The sequence below is a fragment of the Saccharopolyspora sp. ASAGF58 genome (assembly GCF_012277335.1).
GTDB classification, from domain to species: Bacteria; Actinomycetota; Actinomycetes; order Mycobacteriales; family Pseudonocardiaceae; genus Saccharopolyspora; species Saccharopolyspora hattusasensis.
Genome location: NZ_CP040605.1, coordinates 7339239 through 7356193 on the forward strand (window position 1 = coordinate 7339239; position 16955 = coordinate 7356193).

Consider the following 16955-nt stretch of genomic DNA (forward strand, 5'->3'; position numbering starts at 1 on the left):
CCGGATCCCGACTTCGCGGGCACACGCGCGGCCGCTGACAAGGAAGGCCATCATGGAATCCGCTCTGCACCGGTTCGTCCGCCTACTCCGGCTGTTCGGCCTGCGCGTGTCGGTGTCCGAAGCCACTGACGCGATGCGCTGCGCCTCACAGCCGGGCATGCTCCACACCAGAGACACGTTGCGCGACGCGCTCAAGGTCGCCCTCGTCAAGGACCGGCGCGATGAGGAGATCTTCGACGAGGTGTTCGGCGCGTTCTTCTCACTCCAGCCGGTCGTCGGGGACGAGAACGGTCACGGGCACTCGCACGAACACGACGACCTCGCCGACACCGGCGATCTGCAGTCCTTCACGCTCTCCGAGGAACCGTCCGACGCCCCCCAGCAGGGGCACACCCACGGCAAACCTGCGGACATCCGCGACTACTTCGCCCCGGAAGACCTGGCGCAGCAGTTCAACCTGCACCAAGAGAGCAACAAGATCGACCTCGCGGCTATGACCGACGAGGTCGTCTTCTCCAACAGCGACACCGGCGCGGGAACCGGTTCGGTGCCAAACGTCCAGTTGGAGACCGAGCGATTGCACAACGCCGGAGTTCCCGGCCAGCTCGCGAACCACACGGGCCACCGGGTCGACACCCAACTATCTGTCGCCGAGGAGCAGACCCTGCTCGACTGGCTGGCCTGCGAGGAAGAACCCGACGACCCGCTTGCCTCTCCACGACGTCAGCTCGCCGGTGTCCTGGAGAACCTCCCCGAACTGCTCAAGCGACACCTCGCCAGGCTCGCCGAGCTGGAGTCCACGGCGCTGGAGTCCCGCGAGATCACCAGCGGCCGGCTCGACCGAGTCGACGAGCAGGAACGGCAGCAGCTGGAGGAATCGCTGCGCCGGATCGCCCACAGCCTCCGCGGGGCCCTGACCAGTCGACGCCGCAACACGCCGCGGGGGCGGGTGCACCCCGCTCGCACGATGCGGCGGAACATGCGCTACGACGGCGTTCCCTTCCGGCCGGTGACGATCACCCGCGCCGAGGACAAACCGCGCCTCGTCGTGCTGGCCGACGTGTCGCTGTCGGTGCGGTCGACGGCCCGCTTCACGCTGCACCTGGTGCACGGACTCCAGTCGATGTTCGGCCAGGTCCGCACGTTCGCGTTCGTCGACGAACCGGTCGAGATCACCGAACTGTTCGCCGACCACCCGCTGGAACGCGCTCTCGGACTCGTCTTCGACGGCCTGCCGCAGGGAGGTGTGCTCGACGTCGACGGCAATTCCGACTACGGCAGCACTTTCGTTGCTTTCCTGGAAGAGCACGGCGCCGCGCTCAACCGCCGCACCACCGTGCTGATCCTCGGCGACGGGCGGGGCAACGGAAACGCCCCTGGCGTCGAAGCTTTCGCCGAGATCGCCAGGCGGGCCCGAGAAACCCTCTGGCTCACGCCCGAACCCCGCTACTCCTGGTCGCTCGGGAAGTGCGATCTGCCGCTGTACGCCGAGCACTGCAGCCAGGTGCGAGTCGTGCGCGACCTGTCGGGCCTAGAGCGTGCGGCGGAGACGATGGCCGTGGAGGTGACCGGCCGGTGAGCGCACCCGATCCGGCGCAGGCGGCGTTGCAGTTGCACCGCATCGATCCCCTCGGGTCTGCCAAGCGGCCCGCTGACCGGCTGGTAACGGTGGTCCGGGACAGCGGACCACCCCGCGACCACTACGCGCAGGTGACCCGCACCCGGCACTTCAGGCTGCACCGGCGGGAGCAGCGCATCGAGATCACCCACTGGATCCAGCCCGATCAGCTGGACAACAACCTCGCCGGGATCCTCGCAGAGGAGCTCTTCGCCCCGGGATGGCTCAGCGGTGCGGAGATCTTCGAGCGGGTCTTCACCGGGGTGGTCCGCTCCGTCATCGACGATCCGCTCCGCGCCTGGATGACCTTCTACGACAACACCCTTGCCCGCATAGAGGAGTGCTGGTCCCGCCCCGTCGACGAGCCCGCCCCATCGTCGATAGCCAGCTTCGCCCCGGTCTACCGCCGGGCCATGCAGCTGGTCCCGCCGGGCAGGGTGCTGGACATGGGCTCCTGCTTCGGTTTCCTGCCCCTCCTGCTGGCCCAGCGCGGCCAGAACACGGTCATCGCCTCGGACCTCGTGCCAGGAAGCATGCAGCTCCTCAGCGCCGTCGCCGAGGCGCGCGGTACCCGACTGCACACCCTGGTGTGCGACGCAGCCCGGGTGCCGCTGCCGGACCGGTCGGTGGACGTGGTCACCGCGGTGCACCTGTTGGAACACTTGGACGCGATGCAGGGCGAGGTGGTGCTGGTCGAGGCGCTTCGGTTGGCCCGCGACCGGGTCGTGATCGCCGTCCCCTTCGAGGACGAGCCCACCGCCGCCTACGGCCACGTCCGCACCTTCACCCGCCAGGACCTGGTCGAGCTCGGCCACGCAGCGGGACACCGCTTCGAGGTCGACGAACACCACGGTGGCTGGCTCGTCGTCCACGTCGGCCGATGAAGAGCCGCGAGCCCTTTTGGTCGTTCCAACGACCAGAGCGACTCACGGCACTTTCTGGACGAGCGGAGTGTGGGGGCGGGCCTGGTGAAGGGCACCTTTGGCGGGGCCGCGCTGGGACCGGTCGTGACCTGCAAGGATATGGGTGATGCGTGGGACGTGCCCCACGCATTGCCCCACGAGACCAACATGCCGTGCTCGACGCGGCCGTCCCACGCGGACTAGTCGAGTAAGTCTGAATACGACCAGTGATCGTAGGCGGTGAGCGAGCGAGTGACTGGCTGGCCGGTGGCGGAAGTTGTGCCAGATCGCGGCGGCCAGGGCCAGCACACGCTTGGCGACGCGCACGCCGACACCCTCGGCCGTGTGGGCGCCGTGTTGTTCCAGGTCCAGCTGTCCCTTCAGGGTGTCGTTGACCGACTCGATGAGTTGGCGGACTTTCTTGAGCATCGGCTCGCCTGCAGAGAACAGCCGTGAGCGTTTTTGGGTGCCATAACACCCAAAAACACTCACGGCGTCCTGCTTACCGAAACGCTCGTCGCGATCCCCATAACCGCGAACACGCCCCCGCCGCTTCCCGCGGTGATCGCAGCAGCCCACCGTGACGAACACCGGACGGTGAGATTCCTCAACTCGGAGTGGCTGAGCTTGGGTGGCCGACCTGGCAGCCGCGCTAAACCGGCCAGGTCATCGTGTTGGGGGCGAGGGAGTCATCCAGAACGACGTGCACGGCAATCCCATGCCCAACTGAGCCAAGAAGGTGATAACGAACAATGGACTTGGTCAAGCTGAGCCGAGACTCACAGGCGCTGTTCAAACGACTGGCGGACCGATTCCCGCCCGATCAGCTGAGGATGTGCCGGGAATCCGGCAAGGGCTGCGAGTGGAACGAAATGGTCGACATCATGTGCGCCGTGCTGGTCAAACGGAACGTCCCTGTTACGCAGGATGAGCGGGACGCCTTGGCCGACCTACTTGCCATGTACCCAGTCCCTGTCGAGGGCTACGACTACATCAACAAGCGCGACGAGATACTGGCCGCGCTCACGGTGACACCCGGTACTGACTGCCGCTGATCGAGCAGTGTCCGCGTCCGCGTCGATACCCTCCGCAGCAGAACCCCCGGCGCGCCTCTGCGCCGGGGGTTCTCGCTGATCGGGGCGTCCATGTTTGTGATCTCGTGTGTAGCAGCCGTGTAGCAGAAACGCCGGGGCAAAGCCCTTACCAGCACAAATAGATACCGATCAACTACCGGCCGAGTGCTAGACCAAGCAGGGTCTACAGATCCCCTGTGACCAGCACAAGAAGCGTTTGTGCAGCGTACGACGGCGCGTTTTGAAGGGAAGGGCACTTTCGTCCGAAACCACCGGACACAGTTCTTCGAGCCACGACCGAAAGCGGAATCCTGGAAGCTGGCAACGTCGCCGGATTCTAGCTCTACACCGGCGAATCCTAGATTTGTCGTGCGGTCGTCGAACAGACTCTCGGCCGCCCGTGGACAGTCAGATCAGTTTCCTCTTGCTGGCTTCGTAGACGGCCTCGGCGCGGGTGGCGGCTCCGAGCTTGCGCATGATGTTGCGCACGTGGAACTTGACCGTGGTTTCCGATATGAACAGCTTGCTCCCGATGTCGCGGTTGCTCAGGCCGCGCGCCAGTTCTCGGAGCACGTTGAGTTCCCGATCGGTGAGCGGGGGCTCGCTCGTCGGTGCGTTCATCGACTGCACCATGGCCGCAGCGGATCGCGAGTCGAACGAGCTCTCCCGACGCGCCACCGCTCGGATCGAACGGACCAGCTCCGTGGTGTCCACGTCCTTGACGACGTAACCGCGGGCGCCGCGGTGGATCGCGTCGACCACCAGGCCGCCGTCCAGGAACGTCGTGAGGATCAGTACCCCGAGATCCGGGTGCTGCCGGGTGAGCTCCCCGCACAGGGCCAGGCCCTCCATGTTGTCCCCAGTAGACAACTTGAGGTCCAGCAACACGATGTTCGGCCGCGTCCGCTCGACGACCGCAAGCGCCTCCCTCGCCGTGGCCGCCTCCCCCACGACCTGCAGGTCGTTCTCGCGTTCCAGGACCGACCGCAGGCCGTGCCGGACGATCGCGTGGTCGTCGACCAGCACGATCCGAACGTGCTCCGACGCACCAGTCGATTTGTCGGGCTGCATCGGGACTTCCTTCCAGGTCCTGGTCACATCGTCACCTCCGAAGACGTCGGCGACGGCAGCGGAACACGCAATTGCAACGAGATCCCGCCCATCCGGGACCGCCGGATCGACAGGGTCCCGCCGAGTTCCCGTGCCCGGGCAGCCATGTTGACCAGTCCTCGATGGCGCCCGGCGAGGTCCGCTGCTGAGGACAGGTGCAGCGACCGCCGCAACTGCGCGGGATCGCCGGTCCCGTCGTCGGACACGGTGAGCCGCAGGTGATCGGCCTTGTAGACCAAGTGCACCAGAGATCGGGACGCGTGCGCGTGCGCGACCGTGTTGAACAACGCTTCGCCGGTCAGCCGGAGAATCGAGTTCTCCGCCTCGGGCGGCAGCGGCGCTGGGGTGCCCTCCACGCGCACTTCCACCTTCAGGTCGCTGGGCAGGTGCACTGTGGACAGTTGTTGCAGCAGGACGGGCAACGAGCCCGGCGGTTCCTCAGCGCTGTGGTGGAGGGCATAGATCGCCGCGCGGAGCCGCTCGACGGCCTGCTGAGTGGCTCCCCTGGCCGGCGCCAACCGTTCCGCGACGCGGGCCGCTTCCGGCCCCATGGCCTCCAGCTCGGACCGGCACACCTCAATCGTCATACCGGCGCTGAGCACGTACTGGGTGACCGTGTCGTGCAGTTCCCGCGCGATGCGGTGCCGCTCGTCGTCGAGCGCCTGGCGCTGCATCGCCTCGACTAGGCGTCGCTGGGTTTCCTGGAGTTCGGCGTTGCGGGCGGCCAGGTCGCGTGCTTGCTTCGCGGCGGCCTCGGAAAGCTGCTCGGTGCGACCGCGCAGCTGTACGGCGGCGTGGAAGAGGAACGAGTTGTGCAACGCGACCGCGGCCTGGTTGGCCAGGACCCGCAGGATGGCCAGGTCGGTGTCGGCGACGGACACCTCGCTGCCCGGCCAGCCCACAATCCCGCCGACCGGCTCACCGTCCAGGGTCATCGGAGCCCGGACCCATCCGGGTCCGCTGGGCTCCCACTCCACCTCCCACGGACGCGACCGCACCGCGTCGAGGTGCTCGCCGACCTCGGGCGGCAATCCGGCCTCGTCGTCGATCAGATCTCCGTTGCACAGCAACAGGAACCTCGGCCGCGCAGCGCGCAGCGCGCCGTCGGCGATCGCGAGGAGCAGCCAGTCCGCCTGCAGGTGCTCCGCGGCCGCCCGGACCACCGCCTCGACGAGGCTGCGCGGGCCCTCGACGGTCCGCACCAGTGCGCGGGAGATCCGGTCGAGCGCCTGCACCGCGTACTCCAGCCGTTCGGCCGAGCGGACGTACTCCGGGTAGAACGACCGCTTGCCCGAGCGCAGCCCGGTGAGCGCACCGAGGTCGGTGTGACTATTGGTGCCGTTCCCGGATTCCTTGCGCGCTGCCACCGTTACCTCGCTGTGCTGGCCAGGACTCACAATGCTGCCCGGAACAGCCGGTCGATGTCGACTTCGCGGGCATCTCGCGGATTGGTCGTCAGGCAGGCGTCCTTCAGTGTGTTGCGGGCGAGCAGCGGAACGTCCGCACCGGTCACGCCGAGCGAACTCAGGCCCCGGGGAACACCGACTATGTCGGCCAGTTCGCGGACCCGGTCGGCGAGTTCGCACGCCACTTCGCGGGCCGGAACGCCCGCGGTCTCGATGCCGACCGCCGCCGCCAGCGGAACGTAGCGCTCGGCGTCGGTCTCCGCATTGAACCGGATCACGTGAGGCAGCAGCACCCCGTTGATCACGCCGTGCGGCGCGTCCAGCAGACCGCCCACCTGGTGGCTCATCGCGTGGGTGGCGCCGAGGATGGCGTTGGTGAAGGCCATTCCGGCCTCCAGCGCTCCCTGCGCCATCGCCACCCGCGGCGCAGCTTCGGTCGGCCGGAACATCGTGCGCGCGAGGTTCTCGACGATCAGGTGCGCCGCGTGCAGGGAATGCTGATCGGTGAGCGTGTTGTGCGCCAGCGAGACGAACGACTCGATCGCGTGCGTGAGGGCGTCCAGCCCGGTCGCCGCGTTCAGCCAGTCCGGCATCGTGATCAGCAGTCGGGGGTCCACCAGGGAGATGTCCGGCACCAGCGTCCGGCTGAGGATGGTGATCTTCGTGGCCGCGGCGGTGTCGGTGATGATGGCGAACTGCGAGACGTCCGCACCGGTACCGGAGGTGGACGGGGCCATCACCAGCGGCGGGATCGGATGCACGACCTTGTCCACGCCCGCGTAGTCGAGGATGCGGCCGCCGTTGCCGGACAGGATCGCGACTCCCTTGGCCGCGTCGATCACCGAGCCCCCGCCGACCCCGATGATCACGTCGCTGCCGCTCTCGACGTAGCGCTCGTACGCGGCCTCGACCTCGTGGTCCTTCGGGTTCGGTGTCACGGCGTCCCACACGACCGCGGACAGCCCCACCCGTCTGAGGTGACCGACCGCCTCGGCCGCCCAGCAGACCTCGGTGAGCCCTGGGTCGGTCACGAGAAAGGGTCGCCGAGCGCCCAGCCTCCGGGCGCAGTGCCCGAGTTCGGCCAGGGCGCCGGGCCCGAACACGATCTCCGGGACGTGGAACTTGGCCAACCGGTTCGTGGTGTCCGCTCGCACTCGCTCGCCCGCGGCTTGCGGGCCCTGGAGCAACTCGGCCCCGGGCGCTTCGCCTGCTTCTCTGTGCTCAAGCCGGGGCATGCGGCTTCGCACGGTCATGGGGGCATCCTCCAAGCACCATGGCAGGGCTGTTCCGCAATGCTCGGCTGCACGCGGACCTCGATAATCTCCGGTTCCCCACCGACGGCTGCGCTCCGATCTCAGCACCATCGTAGTCCCATGAGTGACGCTTACCACACAGTCAGGCTAGGGTGCCGGTCGCCCAGCGCTACCGTCCGACCGGGCGGGCGGAACCTGTCCGATCGGTCAGTTCCGCCCATGGCGGGCGGGCGAGCTCACTCGTCCTCGCTCGGGTCGACGAGCTGGGAACGCAGTCCATCCAGCACCCCTGGATCTCCGAGCGTGGTGACATCCCCCAACTCGCGCCCCTCAGTCACGTCACGCAACAGCCGCCGCATGATCTTGCCGCTGCGCGTCTTGGGCAGGTCGTCGGCCCAGACGATCTTCGCCGGGCGGGCGAGCTTGCCGATCCGAGCCGCCACGTGTTCGCGGAGGTCGGCTTCGATCTCGTCGCTCGGCTCGACACCGCTGCGCAACGTCACGAAAGCGACGATCGCCTGCCCGGTCAGCTCGTCCGGCCGGGCCACCACAGCCGCCTCGGCGACGTCGTCGTGGGCGACGAGAGCCGATTCGACCTCAGCGGTGGACAGCCGGTGCCCGGAGACGTTTATGACGTCGTCCACCCGGCCCAGCACCCAGTAGTAGCCGTCCTCGTCCCGGCGTGCTGCGTCGCCGGCGAGGTAGGTGCGCGGACCGCTTGGGAAGTACGTCTTGACGTACCGCTCGTCGTCGCCGTACAGCGTACGCAGCATGCTCGGCCACGGCTCGGTCAGGACCAGCAGGCCGCTCCCCTCGTCCCCGGCCGCGTAGCCGGGCAAGAGGTCGGCGCACACGCCGGGTAGCGGCCTGGTCGCCGACCCCGGCTTGGCGCTGGTGGTGCCCGGCAGCGGCGCGATCATGATCGAGCCGGTCTCGGTCTGCCACCAGGTGTCCACGATCGGGCAGCGCTCGCTCCCAATCACCACGTGGTACCAGATCCAGGCCTTCGGGTTGATCGGCTCGCCCACGCTGCCCAGCAGCCGCAGCGAGCTCAGGTCGTGGCGGGCCGGATGGTCGGCGCCCCACCGCATGCACGCGCGGATTGCGGTGGGAGCGGTGTAGAAGGTGGTCACCCGGTACCGCTCGACGACCTCCCACCAGATGCCCTTGTGCGGGTAGTCGGGCGCGCCCTCGAACAGCACGCTCGTGACCCCGTTGGCGAGGGGTCCGTAGATCACGTAGCTGTGGCCGGTGATCCACCCGACGTCGGCGGTGCACCAGTACACGTCGGTGTCGGGACGCAGGTCGAACACCAGGCGGTGCGTGTAGGAAACGCCGGTGAGGTAGCCGCCCGTGGTGTGCAGGATCCCCTTCGGTTTCCCCGTCGAGCCGGAGGAGTAGAGGATGAACAGCGGGTGTTCGGCCTCCACGGGTTCGGCGGGACACACCGGATCCGCGGCGGCGCATACCTCGTGGAACCAGACGTCGCGGCCCGGACGCATCGTCGCAGCCGAGCGCGTCGCGCGAACCACGACGACCTTCTCCAACGACTGGATCTCGTCGAGCACACCGTCAAGGTTGTCCTTGACCGCATTGACCCGTCCCTTTCGGCGCGCCCCGTCGGAGGTGACCAGCACCTTGGCCCCGGAGACCTGCATCCGGTCCCGCACTGCCTCCGGCGCGTACCCGCCGAACACGACGTTGTGCACCGCGCCGATGCGGGCACAGGCGAGCATCGCGACGACGACCTCCGGAACCATCGGGAGGTAGATGCCCACGACATCGCCCTTGCGCACGCCGAGGTCCTTGAGCGCGTTGGCGAAACGCTGCACGTCACGCAGGAGCTGGGCGTAGGTCAGGGCACGCTCGTCGCCTTCCTCGCCGTGCCAGAAGAAGGCGACCCGGCTGCCGAGTCCGGCTTCCACATGCCGGTCCAGGCAGTTGTACGAGGCGTTGAGTCGCCCGTCGTCGAACCAGCGGTAGAAGGGCGGATCCGAGTCGTCGAGCACCGCGGTGAAGGGCTGGTCCCAGTGCAGGGTGCGCGCCTGCTCCGCCCAGAAACCGAGCCGGTCAACGGCCGCCCACCGGTACAGCGAGTCGTCGGCGACGAGCGCTTGCTCGCGGAACTCCGCGGGCGGGTCGAACGACGGGACGGCCAGCAGGTCCTCCACCCGCTCGGTCCGATCGGTGGTCATCGTGCTCCTTCGAGATTCGCGGGGTACGCGCGTCCTCGGTGGCGGGCTACCCCGACCACCGAGGACAGTTCGTTCAGACGAGGCCGAAAGCGGTTAGTTCTTCGTTGGTCAACAGTCGAGAGCGGATCAGGAAGCGCACTCCTTCCGGGGCTTCCAAGGAGAATCCGCTGCCGCGTCCCGGCACCACGTCGATGGTCAGGTGAGTGTGCTTCCAGTACTCGAACTGCGCTGCGGACATCCAGACCGGGATCGCCTCGGCGACCCCGTCCACGTCGAGGTCGCCGAGGTGGACATCGGAGTTCCCGGTGCGGAATTCGCCCGCCGGATAGCACATCGGCGCGCTGCCGTCGCAGCAGCCACCGGACTGGTGGAACATCAGCGGTCCGTGCTCGTCCCGGAGGCGGCGGAGCAGTTCCGCCGCCCCCGAGGTGAGCGCCACGCGGGAGTAGCTCATGGCCGTCGTCTCAGAAGAACCCGAGCTTGTTCGGCGAGTAGCTGACCAGCAGGTTCTTCGTCTGCTGGTAGTGGTCGAGCATCATCTTGTGGTTCTCCCGCCCGATGCCGGACTGCTTGTACCCACCGAACGCCGCGTGTGCGGGATAGGCGTGGTAGTTGTTCACCCACACCCGACCGGCCTGGATGTCACGTCCGGCGCGGTAGGCGGTGTTGCCGTCGCGCGACCACACCCCGGCGCCCAGCCCGTAGAGCGTGTCGTTGGCGATCTTCAGCGCGTCGTCGTAGTCGTCGAACCGAGCCACCGACACCACCGGCCCGAAGATCTCCTCTTGGAAGATGCGCATCTTGTTGTCGCCCTCGAAGACCGTCGGCTGGACGTAGTAGCCGCCGGAGAGCTCCCCGCCGAGGTCGGCCTTCTCCCCGCCGGTGAGGACCTTCGCGCCCTCCGCCTTGCCGATGTCGATGTAGGAAAGGATCTTCTCGAACTGGTCGTTGCTCGCCTGCGCACCGATCATCGTCTCGATGTCCAGCGGATGCCCCTGCTTGATCGCCTTGGTGCGCTCCACTGCGTCACCCAGGAAACCCTCGTAGATGCTGCTCTGGATCAACGCACGGGATGGGCAGGTGCACACCTCGCCCTGGTTGAGCGCGAACATCGCGAATCCCTCCAGCGCCTTGTCGTAGAAGGCATCGCGGGTATCGGCGACGTCGCCGAAGAAGATGTTCGGGCTCTTGCCGCCCAGTTCCAGCGTGACCGGGATGATGTTCTCGCTGGCGTACTGCATGATCAGCCGGCCGGTCGTGGTCTCCCCGGTAAAGGCGATCTTGGCGATCCGATTGCTGGACGCCAGCGGCTTGCCCGCCTCGACGCCGAAACCGTTGACCACGTTGACCACACCGGGCGGCAGGAGGTCGGCGATCAGACCGAGCAGCACGTGGATGGATGCCGGCGTCTGCTCGGCCGGCTTGAGCACCACCGCGTTGCCGGCGGCCAGTGCCGGGGCCAGCTTCCAGGTGGCCATCAGCAGGGGGAAGTTCCACGGGATGATCTGCCCGACCACTCCCAGTGGTTCGTGGAAGTGGTACGCGATGTTGTCGCCGTCGATCTCGCCGATGCCGCCCTCCTGCGCCCGGATCGCCCCCGCGAAGTAGCGGAAATGGTCGATCGCGAGCGGGATGTCGGCGGCCAGCGACTCCCGGACCGGCTTGCCATTCTCCCACGTCTCGGCCACCGCCAGCTGCTCGAGATTCGCCTCCATCCGGTCGGCGATCCGGTTCAGCAGGCTCGCGCGTTCGGCGACCGAGGTCTTGGCCCAGCCCGCCGCGGCTCCGTGCGCGGCGTCCAGCGCCCGTTCCACGTCCTCGGCGGTGCCGCGGGCGATCTCGGTGAAGGTCTCGCCGGTCACCGGTGTCTGATTCGCGAAGTAGCCGCCCTTGGCCGGCGGCACGTACTCACCGCCGATGAAGTGGTCGTAGCGCGCCTCGTACGCGACGACGCTGCCAGGTGTTCCCGGCGCTGCGTACTTCGTCATGTGCTGCCTCCTGCACAGAAACGGGGAAGATGGCGCAGAAGCGTGCTGGATCACACGTTGCAACGACGTTGCAACGTCGTTAACTCCGGTTCAGACCTGTCCCAACGGTCAGTATTCGACGGCTGGACGCACCGTGGCCTTGTCGGCTCCGGTCGTTAGTAGTCATCATGGCCATCACCCGTGTCGCCGGATGTGGGACGGATCGCGTCGTGGCCAGGAGGCAGGGTGACCCTCAATGACGAGTACGTGACCGCGGAATTGCTAGCGGATCCGATCGAGTACGCATCGCTGCTGGAGCGGGTGTGGGACGCCATGCTGCGCGGAGATCGCTCGCCGAGGTCTCCCCGACCGCTGGTCTCGGACTCCTGGCAGCGCTCGCTCGCCGCCGACGTCGACCCCGATGCGCGCGAAGCACCCGTGGTCTGGGAACGCGACGAGGTGCGCGACATCCGCTCGGTCCACCCACTGGCCGCCGCGATCCCGGTGCTTCGGGAAACCGTGCTCCGCGTCGCCGACGAGGCGATGCACGTCATGATCGTGACCGACCGGGATGGCTTGATCCTGTGGCGCGAGGGCAACGCCGGCGTCGCGCGGCACGCCGACCGGGTGCGGCTGGCGGAAGGAACCCGGTGGTCGGAGGACGCCATCGGCACCAACGCGATGGGCACCACGCTCGCCGTCGGCAAACCGGTGCAGATCTACTCCGCCGAGCACCTGGTTCGCACATATCACAACTGGACGTGCGCGGCCAGTCCCATCCGCGACCCAGATACCGGCGAGATCCTCGGCTCGGTGGACATCAGCGGACCGCTCCGCACCGTTCACCCGGCGATGGTCGCCCTGGTCACTGCCGCCGCCCAACTGGCCGAAAGCCACCTTCGCGCGCAGATGGCCGCCCGTGACGAACGCCTGCGGGCCAAGAACATGCCGCACCTGCGGGGTTTGCGCGGCGAATGCGGCGCGTTGCTCACGCCGACCGGACGAGTGCTGGCGCTCGAGCCGGGGCAGGGTCTGTGCCTGCCTGAGCGGATCGACGTCAGCGACGGCCATGGCCGCGTCCTGCTCGACGACGGGCGGGAAGCCGTCCTGGAACGCCTCGCCGAGGGCTTCCTGCTGCGACTACCCGGCACAGCTGGCTCGCGGGCGCAGCCGCGAGCAGTGCTGTCGCTGTCCTTTTTAGACACTTCCGGCCCCGGCGCCGTGCTCAACGGTCGGGACCTACCGCTCACCCTGCGGCACGCCGAGATCCTCGCCCTCCTCGCGATGCACCCCAGCGGGCTCACGGCAGACCGGCTTTCCTGCGAGCTCTACGGAGACCGCGGCAACCCGGTGACAGCTCGCGCGGAGATCCATCGGCTCCGCGCGCACCTCGGAGAGCACGTGATCAGCACCAAGCCCTACCGCCTCAACGCTGAGATCGACGCCGACTTCCTGTCGGTTCGCCGAGCGCTGCGTGCCGGAGACATCAAGGCGGCCGCGGAGTCCTATCGCGGGCCTCTTCTGGAAGCCAGCGAGGCACCGGCGATTCGCGACGAACGGGACGAACTGTTCGCCTCCCTCCGCGGCGCGGTCCTCGACCGCGGTGACGTCGAAGCGCTGTGGGGGCTGTTCTGCCATCAGCCCGCGGATGACCTCGAAGTGCTGGGTCAACTGGCGCACCGGCTCCCGCGCCACGACCCACGCCGACACGTGGTGACCGCGCGAATGCAACGCGTCCTAGCCGAAGAGTTTTGATACCCGGCCTCCTGCGGCAACGCGACTGCAACGGCAACAGCACCAAAATGCGGCCACTGTTGCCGGGCGTTGTGGAGGGCGAGACGAAGATGACGTGGACCGAAACCAGCCGCACGACCGCGGAGGCGAAGCACGACATACCCCGACGCGTGATCCTCGTCGGACCTCCCGGGGCGGGCAAGGGAACCCAAGCACACACCCTGGCAACCCACCTCGGCGTTGCCCACATCTCCACCGGAGACCTCTTCCGCCGCCACGTCGGTAGCCGAACCGTTCTCGGCGAGCGGGCTCAAACCTTCATGGTCCGGGGCGAGCTGGTTCCCGACGAGATCACCCTGGAGATGGTGCGCGACCGTCTCGCGGAAGACGACGCCGCCGGTGGCTTCCTACTCGACGGATTCCCCCGCACCGTCGAGCAGGCCGTCTTCCTGCAACAGCTCCTCCGGCGATCGGGAACCGACATCGACGGGGTCCTGGAAATGCACGTCGGCGAGGACGAAATCGTGCGTCGCCTCGCGGGTCGGCGAACGTGCCGGGAATGCGGTCGCAGTTGGCACGTCGAGTTCGATCCGCCCCGCGTGGAAGGCTCGTGCGATGCGTGCGGCAGCGCGTTAGCCCAGCGCGACGACGACCGCGAGGAGGCGATCCGCCGCCGCTTGGACCTCTACGCGCAGCAAACACGCCCGCTCCTCGGCTTTTTCCGAGAACGAGGTCTGCTGGTGCAAATCGACGCGAGCGGGCCCGTCGCGGAAGTCGGCGAGCGAGCGATCAGTGCTGTGGGCACAACAGGCCACAGTCGGCACACTGGGCACAGTGGACGATCCTGATCGCACACCTGCAACGCGACTGCAACGCCGGCGCCCTAACATCGTCGCCGCGGCTGGACTTACCGGCCACTGGACTCGGGAGGATTTCGTTGCCAGCGTGGCGAGTTCGCGACTTCCACGACGACGACCTGGACCAGGCCATCCACATCTGGGACCAGAGCCGCGAAGGAGTGGAGCCGGTCTTCTCGGCAGCCGAGGTGGTCGCGATGGCCAGAGCCGGCCACCCGGCGCTGGTCGCCGCGGTCGACCGCAACGTCGTCGGCATGGCCGTGGCCCACGTGCAGGGCGAACGCGCGTGGCTGGCGCTGTTCGCCCTGGACTCGCGGTGGCGCAACCGCGGCATCGGGAGCGCTCTGCTCGCCGAGCTTGAGAAGAAGCTGCGTTCGACGGGAGTGCATCGCATCTGCAGCCTCGTCCCCGAAGGTGACGCCGGGTTCAAGTCGATGCAGAATTCCGGCTACCGACCGCGAACCGGTCTGACGTACTTCGAGAAGGTACAGCACCTCGCCCCGGCCGAGTTCAGCGTGCTCGATGATCTCGGTGGCCGACTGCTGCCCGCCGGACTGTGGGAGGCGCTGGCGGGCATGGAACGCGAGAAAGACATCATCGAACGCCGCATCGTCCTGCCGCTCTCGCACCCTGAGCGCGCCGAGCGACACGGCGTGCTCCCGCCCAAGGCGGTGGTGCTGTTTGGTCCGCCGGGCACCGGCAAGACCAGCTTCGCCAAGGCCATCGCATCCCGGCTCACATGGCCGTTCGTGGAACTGTTCCCGTCCCGGCTGGCGGCGTCGTCCCCCGGCGGCCTCGCCGTATCCCTGCGCGGGACCTTCGCCGAGTTGGAGGAACTCGACGACCTTGTACTGTTCATCGACGAGGTCGAGGAGATCGCGGGCACGCGCTCCACACCCGCGGCGGGCCCAGCCCACGGCGTAACCAACGAGTTGCTCAAGCTGATCCCCAGTTTCCGCGAGCACGACCACCGACTGCTGGTCTGCGCCACGAACTCGGTCCGCTCCCTCGATCCGGCGTTCCTGCGTCCCGGGCGCTTCGACTACCTCATCCCGGTCGGCCCACCGGACCCACCGGCCCGCCGCGCCATCTGGTCCCGCTACCTCGGTCCCGCACGCGACTCGGTCGACCTCGACCTCCTGGTCCAGCGCAGCGAACTGTTCACGCCCGCCGACATCGAGTTCGCCGCCCGCAAGGGCGCCCAGTTCGCCTTCGAGCGGGACGTTCTCGACTCGGACGGGGAAACCGCGACCACCGAGGACTACCTCCAGGCAATCTCGGACACCAGGCCGACCCTGACGCCCGGTGCGATCTCGGAGTTCCAGCAGGACATCGAGTCCTACACCCGCCTTTGAACTCGAAAGCTCTCCCCACCACAACGATAGGACAAACACACCTGATCGCGCTGAGCTGCGGTGATCGGTGAGACCGAGACGCTGACCTCTTGCGACTTGGACTGGGGCTATGCCGGTGCAGTTCGCGAACGCTGCTGCGGTAACGAGTCGGCGTGGGTCTCGTGTTCCTGCGAGGATCCGGCGGTGGCAAGCTCGCGGCGTCGCAGGCCGTGGACAAGCGCGGTGGTCAAGCCGGCCACTTCGGACGGCCCGTGCGAGGCGGCTTCCACGAGGGCGCTGCCGACGATCACGGCCTCGGCGTGGCGGGCCATAGCCGCAGCGTGGACGCCGGTACGTATCCCGAATCCGAGTCCGATGGGCAACTCGGTAAAGGCGCGGAGTTGTTTCACGAGGGCGTGGGCATGCTGCGCGCCAGGAGCGGCGCCGCCGGTGCGGTGTCCGGTGGCGGCGTAGACCCAGCTGGTGGAGGCATCTGCCGCAGCGACTACGGCGGCATCGCTGTCGCCAGGCCAGGCCAGATAGGTGCGTTCCAGCCCGTAGTCGTCGGTGTGTTGCCGCCAGATTTGCTCGGGGTGGGTGCCGGGCAGCAGATCCGGGGTGATTGCGCCCAGCCCGCCCGCGCTGGCGAGGTCGCGGGCGAACTCCGCCGGGCCGTATTGCTGGATCGGGCCCCAGCAGCCCATCACCATTGCCTTGCCACCAGCGGCGCTGACCGACTCAACCAGCTCCCACACCTGCTGCACGGTGGCGCCGCCCGCGCTGGCCGCCTGGGTGGCCGCCCGCACAGTGGGACCGTCCAACCGTGTGGGGTATGGCAATCCGATCTCGACCAGATCGACTCCGCTGCTGACCATCGCGTGCAGTGCCGCGCGACAGCGGGCCATGGTGGGATAGCCCGCCGGAAGATACCCAATGAGCGCCGCGCGTTGCTGGCGACGACAGGATGTGAACAGGTCACTGAGTGCTCTGCTGGGTGCCGGGTCCGGGGAAGTCGCAGGCCATCGGTTCACGACTCCGCCCAGACGGACACGGTGAGCGAGCGCTCGTGCTGCCTCGACATCCGTGTACTGCGAGGTGTCGGGGGCGAAAGTGTCGGCGCGGGCGTAGCTGATGGTGCCCTCGGTCGGCTGCTGGTATGCCGCGGGCGGCTCCTGGTGACGTAGCGTGGAGCCGACCGTATGCGCGTGCGAGTACATTCGGTGTCCTTATCATCCGAGTTGGGTTTGTTCTGTTCAGTCGTAAGATCAAGAGCGCCCAGACGCCGAGTTCATCGGATTGACCGGCGGCAACAGAGGCAATCTGCGTCGACTACGCCGCTACAACCGGCGACTGTTGCGCATGCTCTACCTGTCCGCGCAGGTAGCCATCCGTTGCTGCCCAACGTCGCGAGCCCGCTACGACAGGAAGCGGCGCGAAGGCAAGGCATACAAGCAGGCCGGCTGGCATTGCCCCGTCGTCGCTGGAGTGTGCTGTGGACACTCATCC

13 protein-coding genes and 1 pseudogene are annotated in these 16955 nt (G+C 67.7%); 6 read left to right on the forward strand and 8 right to left on the reverse strand.

Annotated features, from left to right (window positions below; translation table 11 throughout):
• Positions 1 to 52: 52 nt before the first annotated feature.
• Positions 53 to 1579 (forward strand): VWA domain-containing protein, encoded by a 1527-nt coding sequence (locus FDZ84_RS34600; protein ID WP_168589262.1) that lies wholly within the window; start codon positions 53 to 55, stop codon positions 1577 to 1579.
• On the forward strand, positions 1576 to 2502 hold the full coding sequence (gene mftM / locus FDZ84_RS34605; protein ID WP_246868646.1) for a mycofactocin oligosaccharide methyltransferase MftM: 927 nt from the start codon (positions 1576 to 1578) through the stop codon (positions 2500 to 2502). Before FDZ84_RS34600 ends, mftM begins: the two co-directional genes overlap by 4 nt.
• A 218-nt stretch (positions 2503 to 2720) precedes the next feature.
• Here mftM and FDZ84_RS34610 read toward each other — a convergent pair.
• Positions 2721 to 2937, reverse strand: a pseudogene (locus FDZ84_RS34610) (hypothetical protein); the annotation flags it as partial.
• Between the two features lie 335 nt (positions 2938 to 3272).
• On the opposite strand from FDZ84_RS34610, the gene FDZ84_RS34615 reads away from it, so the two are divergent.
• A complete protein-coding gene (locus FDZ84_RS34615; protein WP_168589263.1) occupies positions 3273 to 3575 on the forward strand; it encodes a hypothetical protein in 303 nt (100 codons plus the stop codon).
• A gap of 426 nt (positions 3576 to 4001) precedes the next feature.
• Here FDZ84_RS34615 and FDZ84_RS34620 read toward each other — a convergent pair whose 3' ends face one another.
• The 6 genes from FDZ84_RS34620 to adh form a co-directional block, all read right to left on the reverse strand.
• Positions 4002 to 4664, reverse strand: coding sequence for a response regulator transcription factor (locus tag FDZ84_RS34620; RefSeq protein WP_168589264.1), 663 nt, complete (start codon positions 4662 to 4664; stop codon positions 4002 to 4004).
• A gap of 23 nt (positions 4665 to 4687) precedes the next feature.
• Positions 4688 to 6070 (reverse strand): histidine kinase, encoded by a 1383-nt coding sequence (locus tag FDZ84_RS34625; protein ID WP_246868647.1) that lies wholly within the window; start codon positions 6068 to 6070, stop codon positions 4688 to 4690.
• A 26-nt stretch (positions 6071 to 6096) separates the two neighbouring features.
• Positions 6097 to 7362 carry an iron-containing alcohol dehydrogenase gene (locus FDZ84_RS34630; protein WP_168589265.1) on the reverse strand — a complete coding sequence of 422 codons (1266 nt, stop codon included), beginning with the start codon at positions 7360 to 7362 and terminating at the stop codon, positions 6097 to 6099.
• A 236-nt stretch (positions 7363 to 7598) separates the two neighbouring features.
• Entirely contained in the window at positions 7599 to 9557 is a 1959-nt protein-coding gene (gene acs / locus FDZ84_RS34635; RefSeq protein WP_168589266.1) for an acetate--CoA ligase, read from the reverse strand.
• A gap of 73 nt (positions 9558 to 9630) precedes the next feature.
• Complete coding sequence (locus FDZ84_RS34640; RefSeq protein ID WP_168589267.1) at positions 9631 to 10011, reverse strand: DUF779 domain-containing protein; 381 nt, start codon at positions 10009 to 10011, stop codon at positions 9631 to 9633.
• 10 nt (positions 10012 to 10021) lie between these two features.
• Positions 10022 to 11545 (reverse strand): aldehyde dehydrogenase, encoded by a 1524-nt coding sequence (adh, locus tag FDZ84_RS34645; protein ID WP_168589268.1) that lies wholly within the window; start codon positions 11543 to 11545, stop codon positions 10022 to 10024.
• 312 nt (positions 11546 to 11857) lie between these two features.
• Here adh and FDZ84_RS34650 point away from each other — a divergent pair, with 312 nt between their 5' ends.
• The 3 genes from FDZ84_RS34650 to FDZ84_RS34660 all read left to right on the forward strand — a co-directional run bounded on the left by FDZ84_RS34650 (position 11858) and on the right by FDZ84_RS34660 (position 15470).
• Positions 11858 to 13279, forward strand: a complete 1422-nt coding sequence (locus FDZ84_RS34650; protein ID WP_168590575.1) for a helix-turn-helix domain-containing protein — start codon at positions 11858 to 11860, stop codon at positions 13277 to 13279.
• Between the two features lie 89 nt (positions 13280 to 13368).
• A complete protein-coding gene (locus FDZ84_RS34655; RefSeq protein WP_168589269.1) occupies positions 13369 to 14106 on the forward strand; it encodes an adenylate kinase in 738 nt (245 codons plus the stop codon).
• An 89-nt stretch (positions 14107 to 14195) separates the two neighbouring features.
• Positions 14196 to 15470, forward strand: coding sequence for an ATP-binding protein (locus FDZ84_RS34660; protein ID WP_168589270.1), 1275 nt, complete (start codon positions 14196 to 14198; stop codon positions 15468 to 15470).
• A 107-nt stretch (positions 15471 to 15577) separates the two neighbouring features.
• Here the strand turns inward: FDZ84_RS34660 and trpA are convergent, their stop codons facing one another.
• On the reverse strand, positions 15578 to 16666 hold the full coding sequence (trpA, locus tag FDZ84_RS34665; protein WP_168589271.1) for a tryptophan synthase subunit alpha: 1089 nt from the start codon (positions 16664 to 16666) through the stop codon (positions 15578 to 15580).
• Positions 16667 to 16955 lie beyond the last annotated feature (289 nt).

Coding starts and splice junctions, on each gene's coding strand:
- FDZ84_RS34620 (WP_168589264.1), bottom strand. CDS start 4,664: ATGCAGCCCGACAAATCGACTGGTGCGTCGGAGCACGTTCGGATCGTG.
- FDZ84_RS34655 (WP_168589269.1), top strand. CDS start 13,369: ATGACGTGGACCGAAACCAGCCGCACGACCGCGGAGGCGAAGCACGAC.
- FDZ84_RS34600 (WP_168589262.1), top strand. CDS start 53: ATGGAATCCGCTCTGCACCGGTTCGTCCGCCTACTCCGGCTGTTCGGC.
- FDZ84_RS34650 (WP_168590575.1), top strand. CDS start 11,858: ATGCTGCGCGGAGATCGCTCGCCGAGGTCTCCCCGACCGCTGGTCTCG.
- FDZ84_RS34615 (WP_168589263.1), top strand. CDS start 3,273: ATGGACTTGGTCAAGCTGAGCCGAGACTCACAGGCGCTGTTCAAACGA.
- acs (WP_168589266.1), bottom strand. CDS start 9,557: ATGACCACCGATCGGACCGAGCGGGTGGAGGACCTGCTGGCCGTCCCG.
- adh (WP_168589268.1), bottom strand. CDS start 11,545: ATGACGAAGTACGCAGCGCCGGGAACACCTGGCAGCGTCGTCGCGTAC.
- FDZ84_RS34640 (WP_168589267.1), bottom strand. CDS start 10,011: ATGAGCTACTCCCGCGTGGCGCTCACCTCGGGGGCGGCGGAACTGCTC.
- FDZ84_RS34630 (WP_168589265.1), bottom strand. CDS start 7,362: ATGACCGTGCGAAGCCGCATGCCCCGGCTTGAGCACAGAGAAGCAGGC.
- trpA (WP_168589271.1), bottom strand. CDS start 16,666: ATGTACTCGCACGCGCATACGGTCGGCTCCACGCTACGTCACCAGGAG.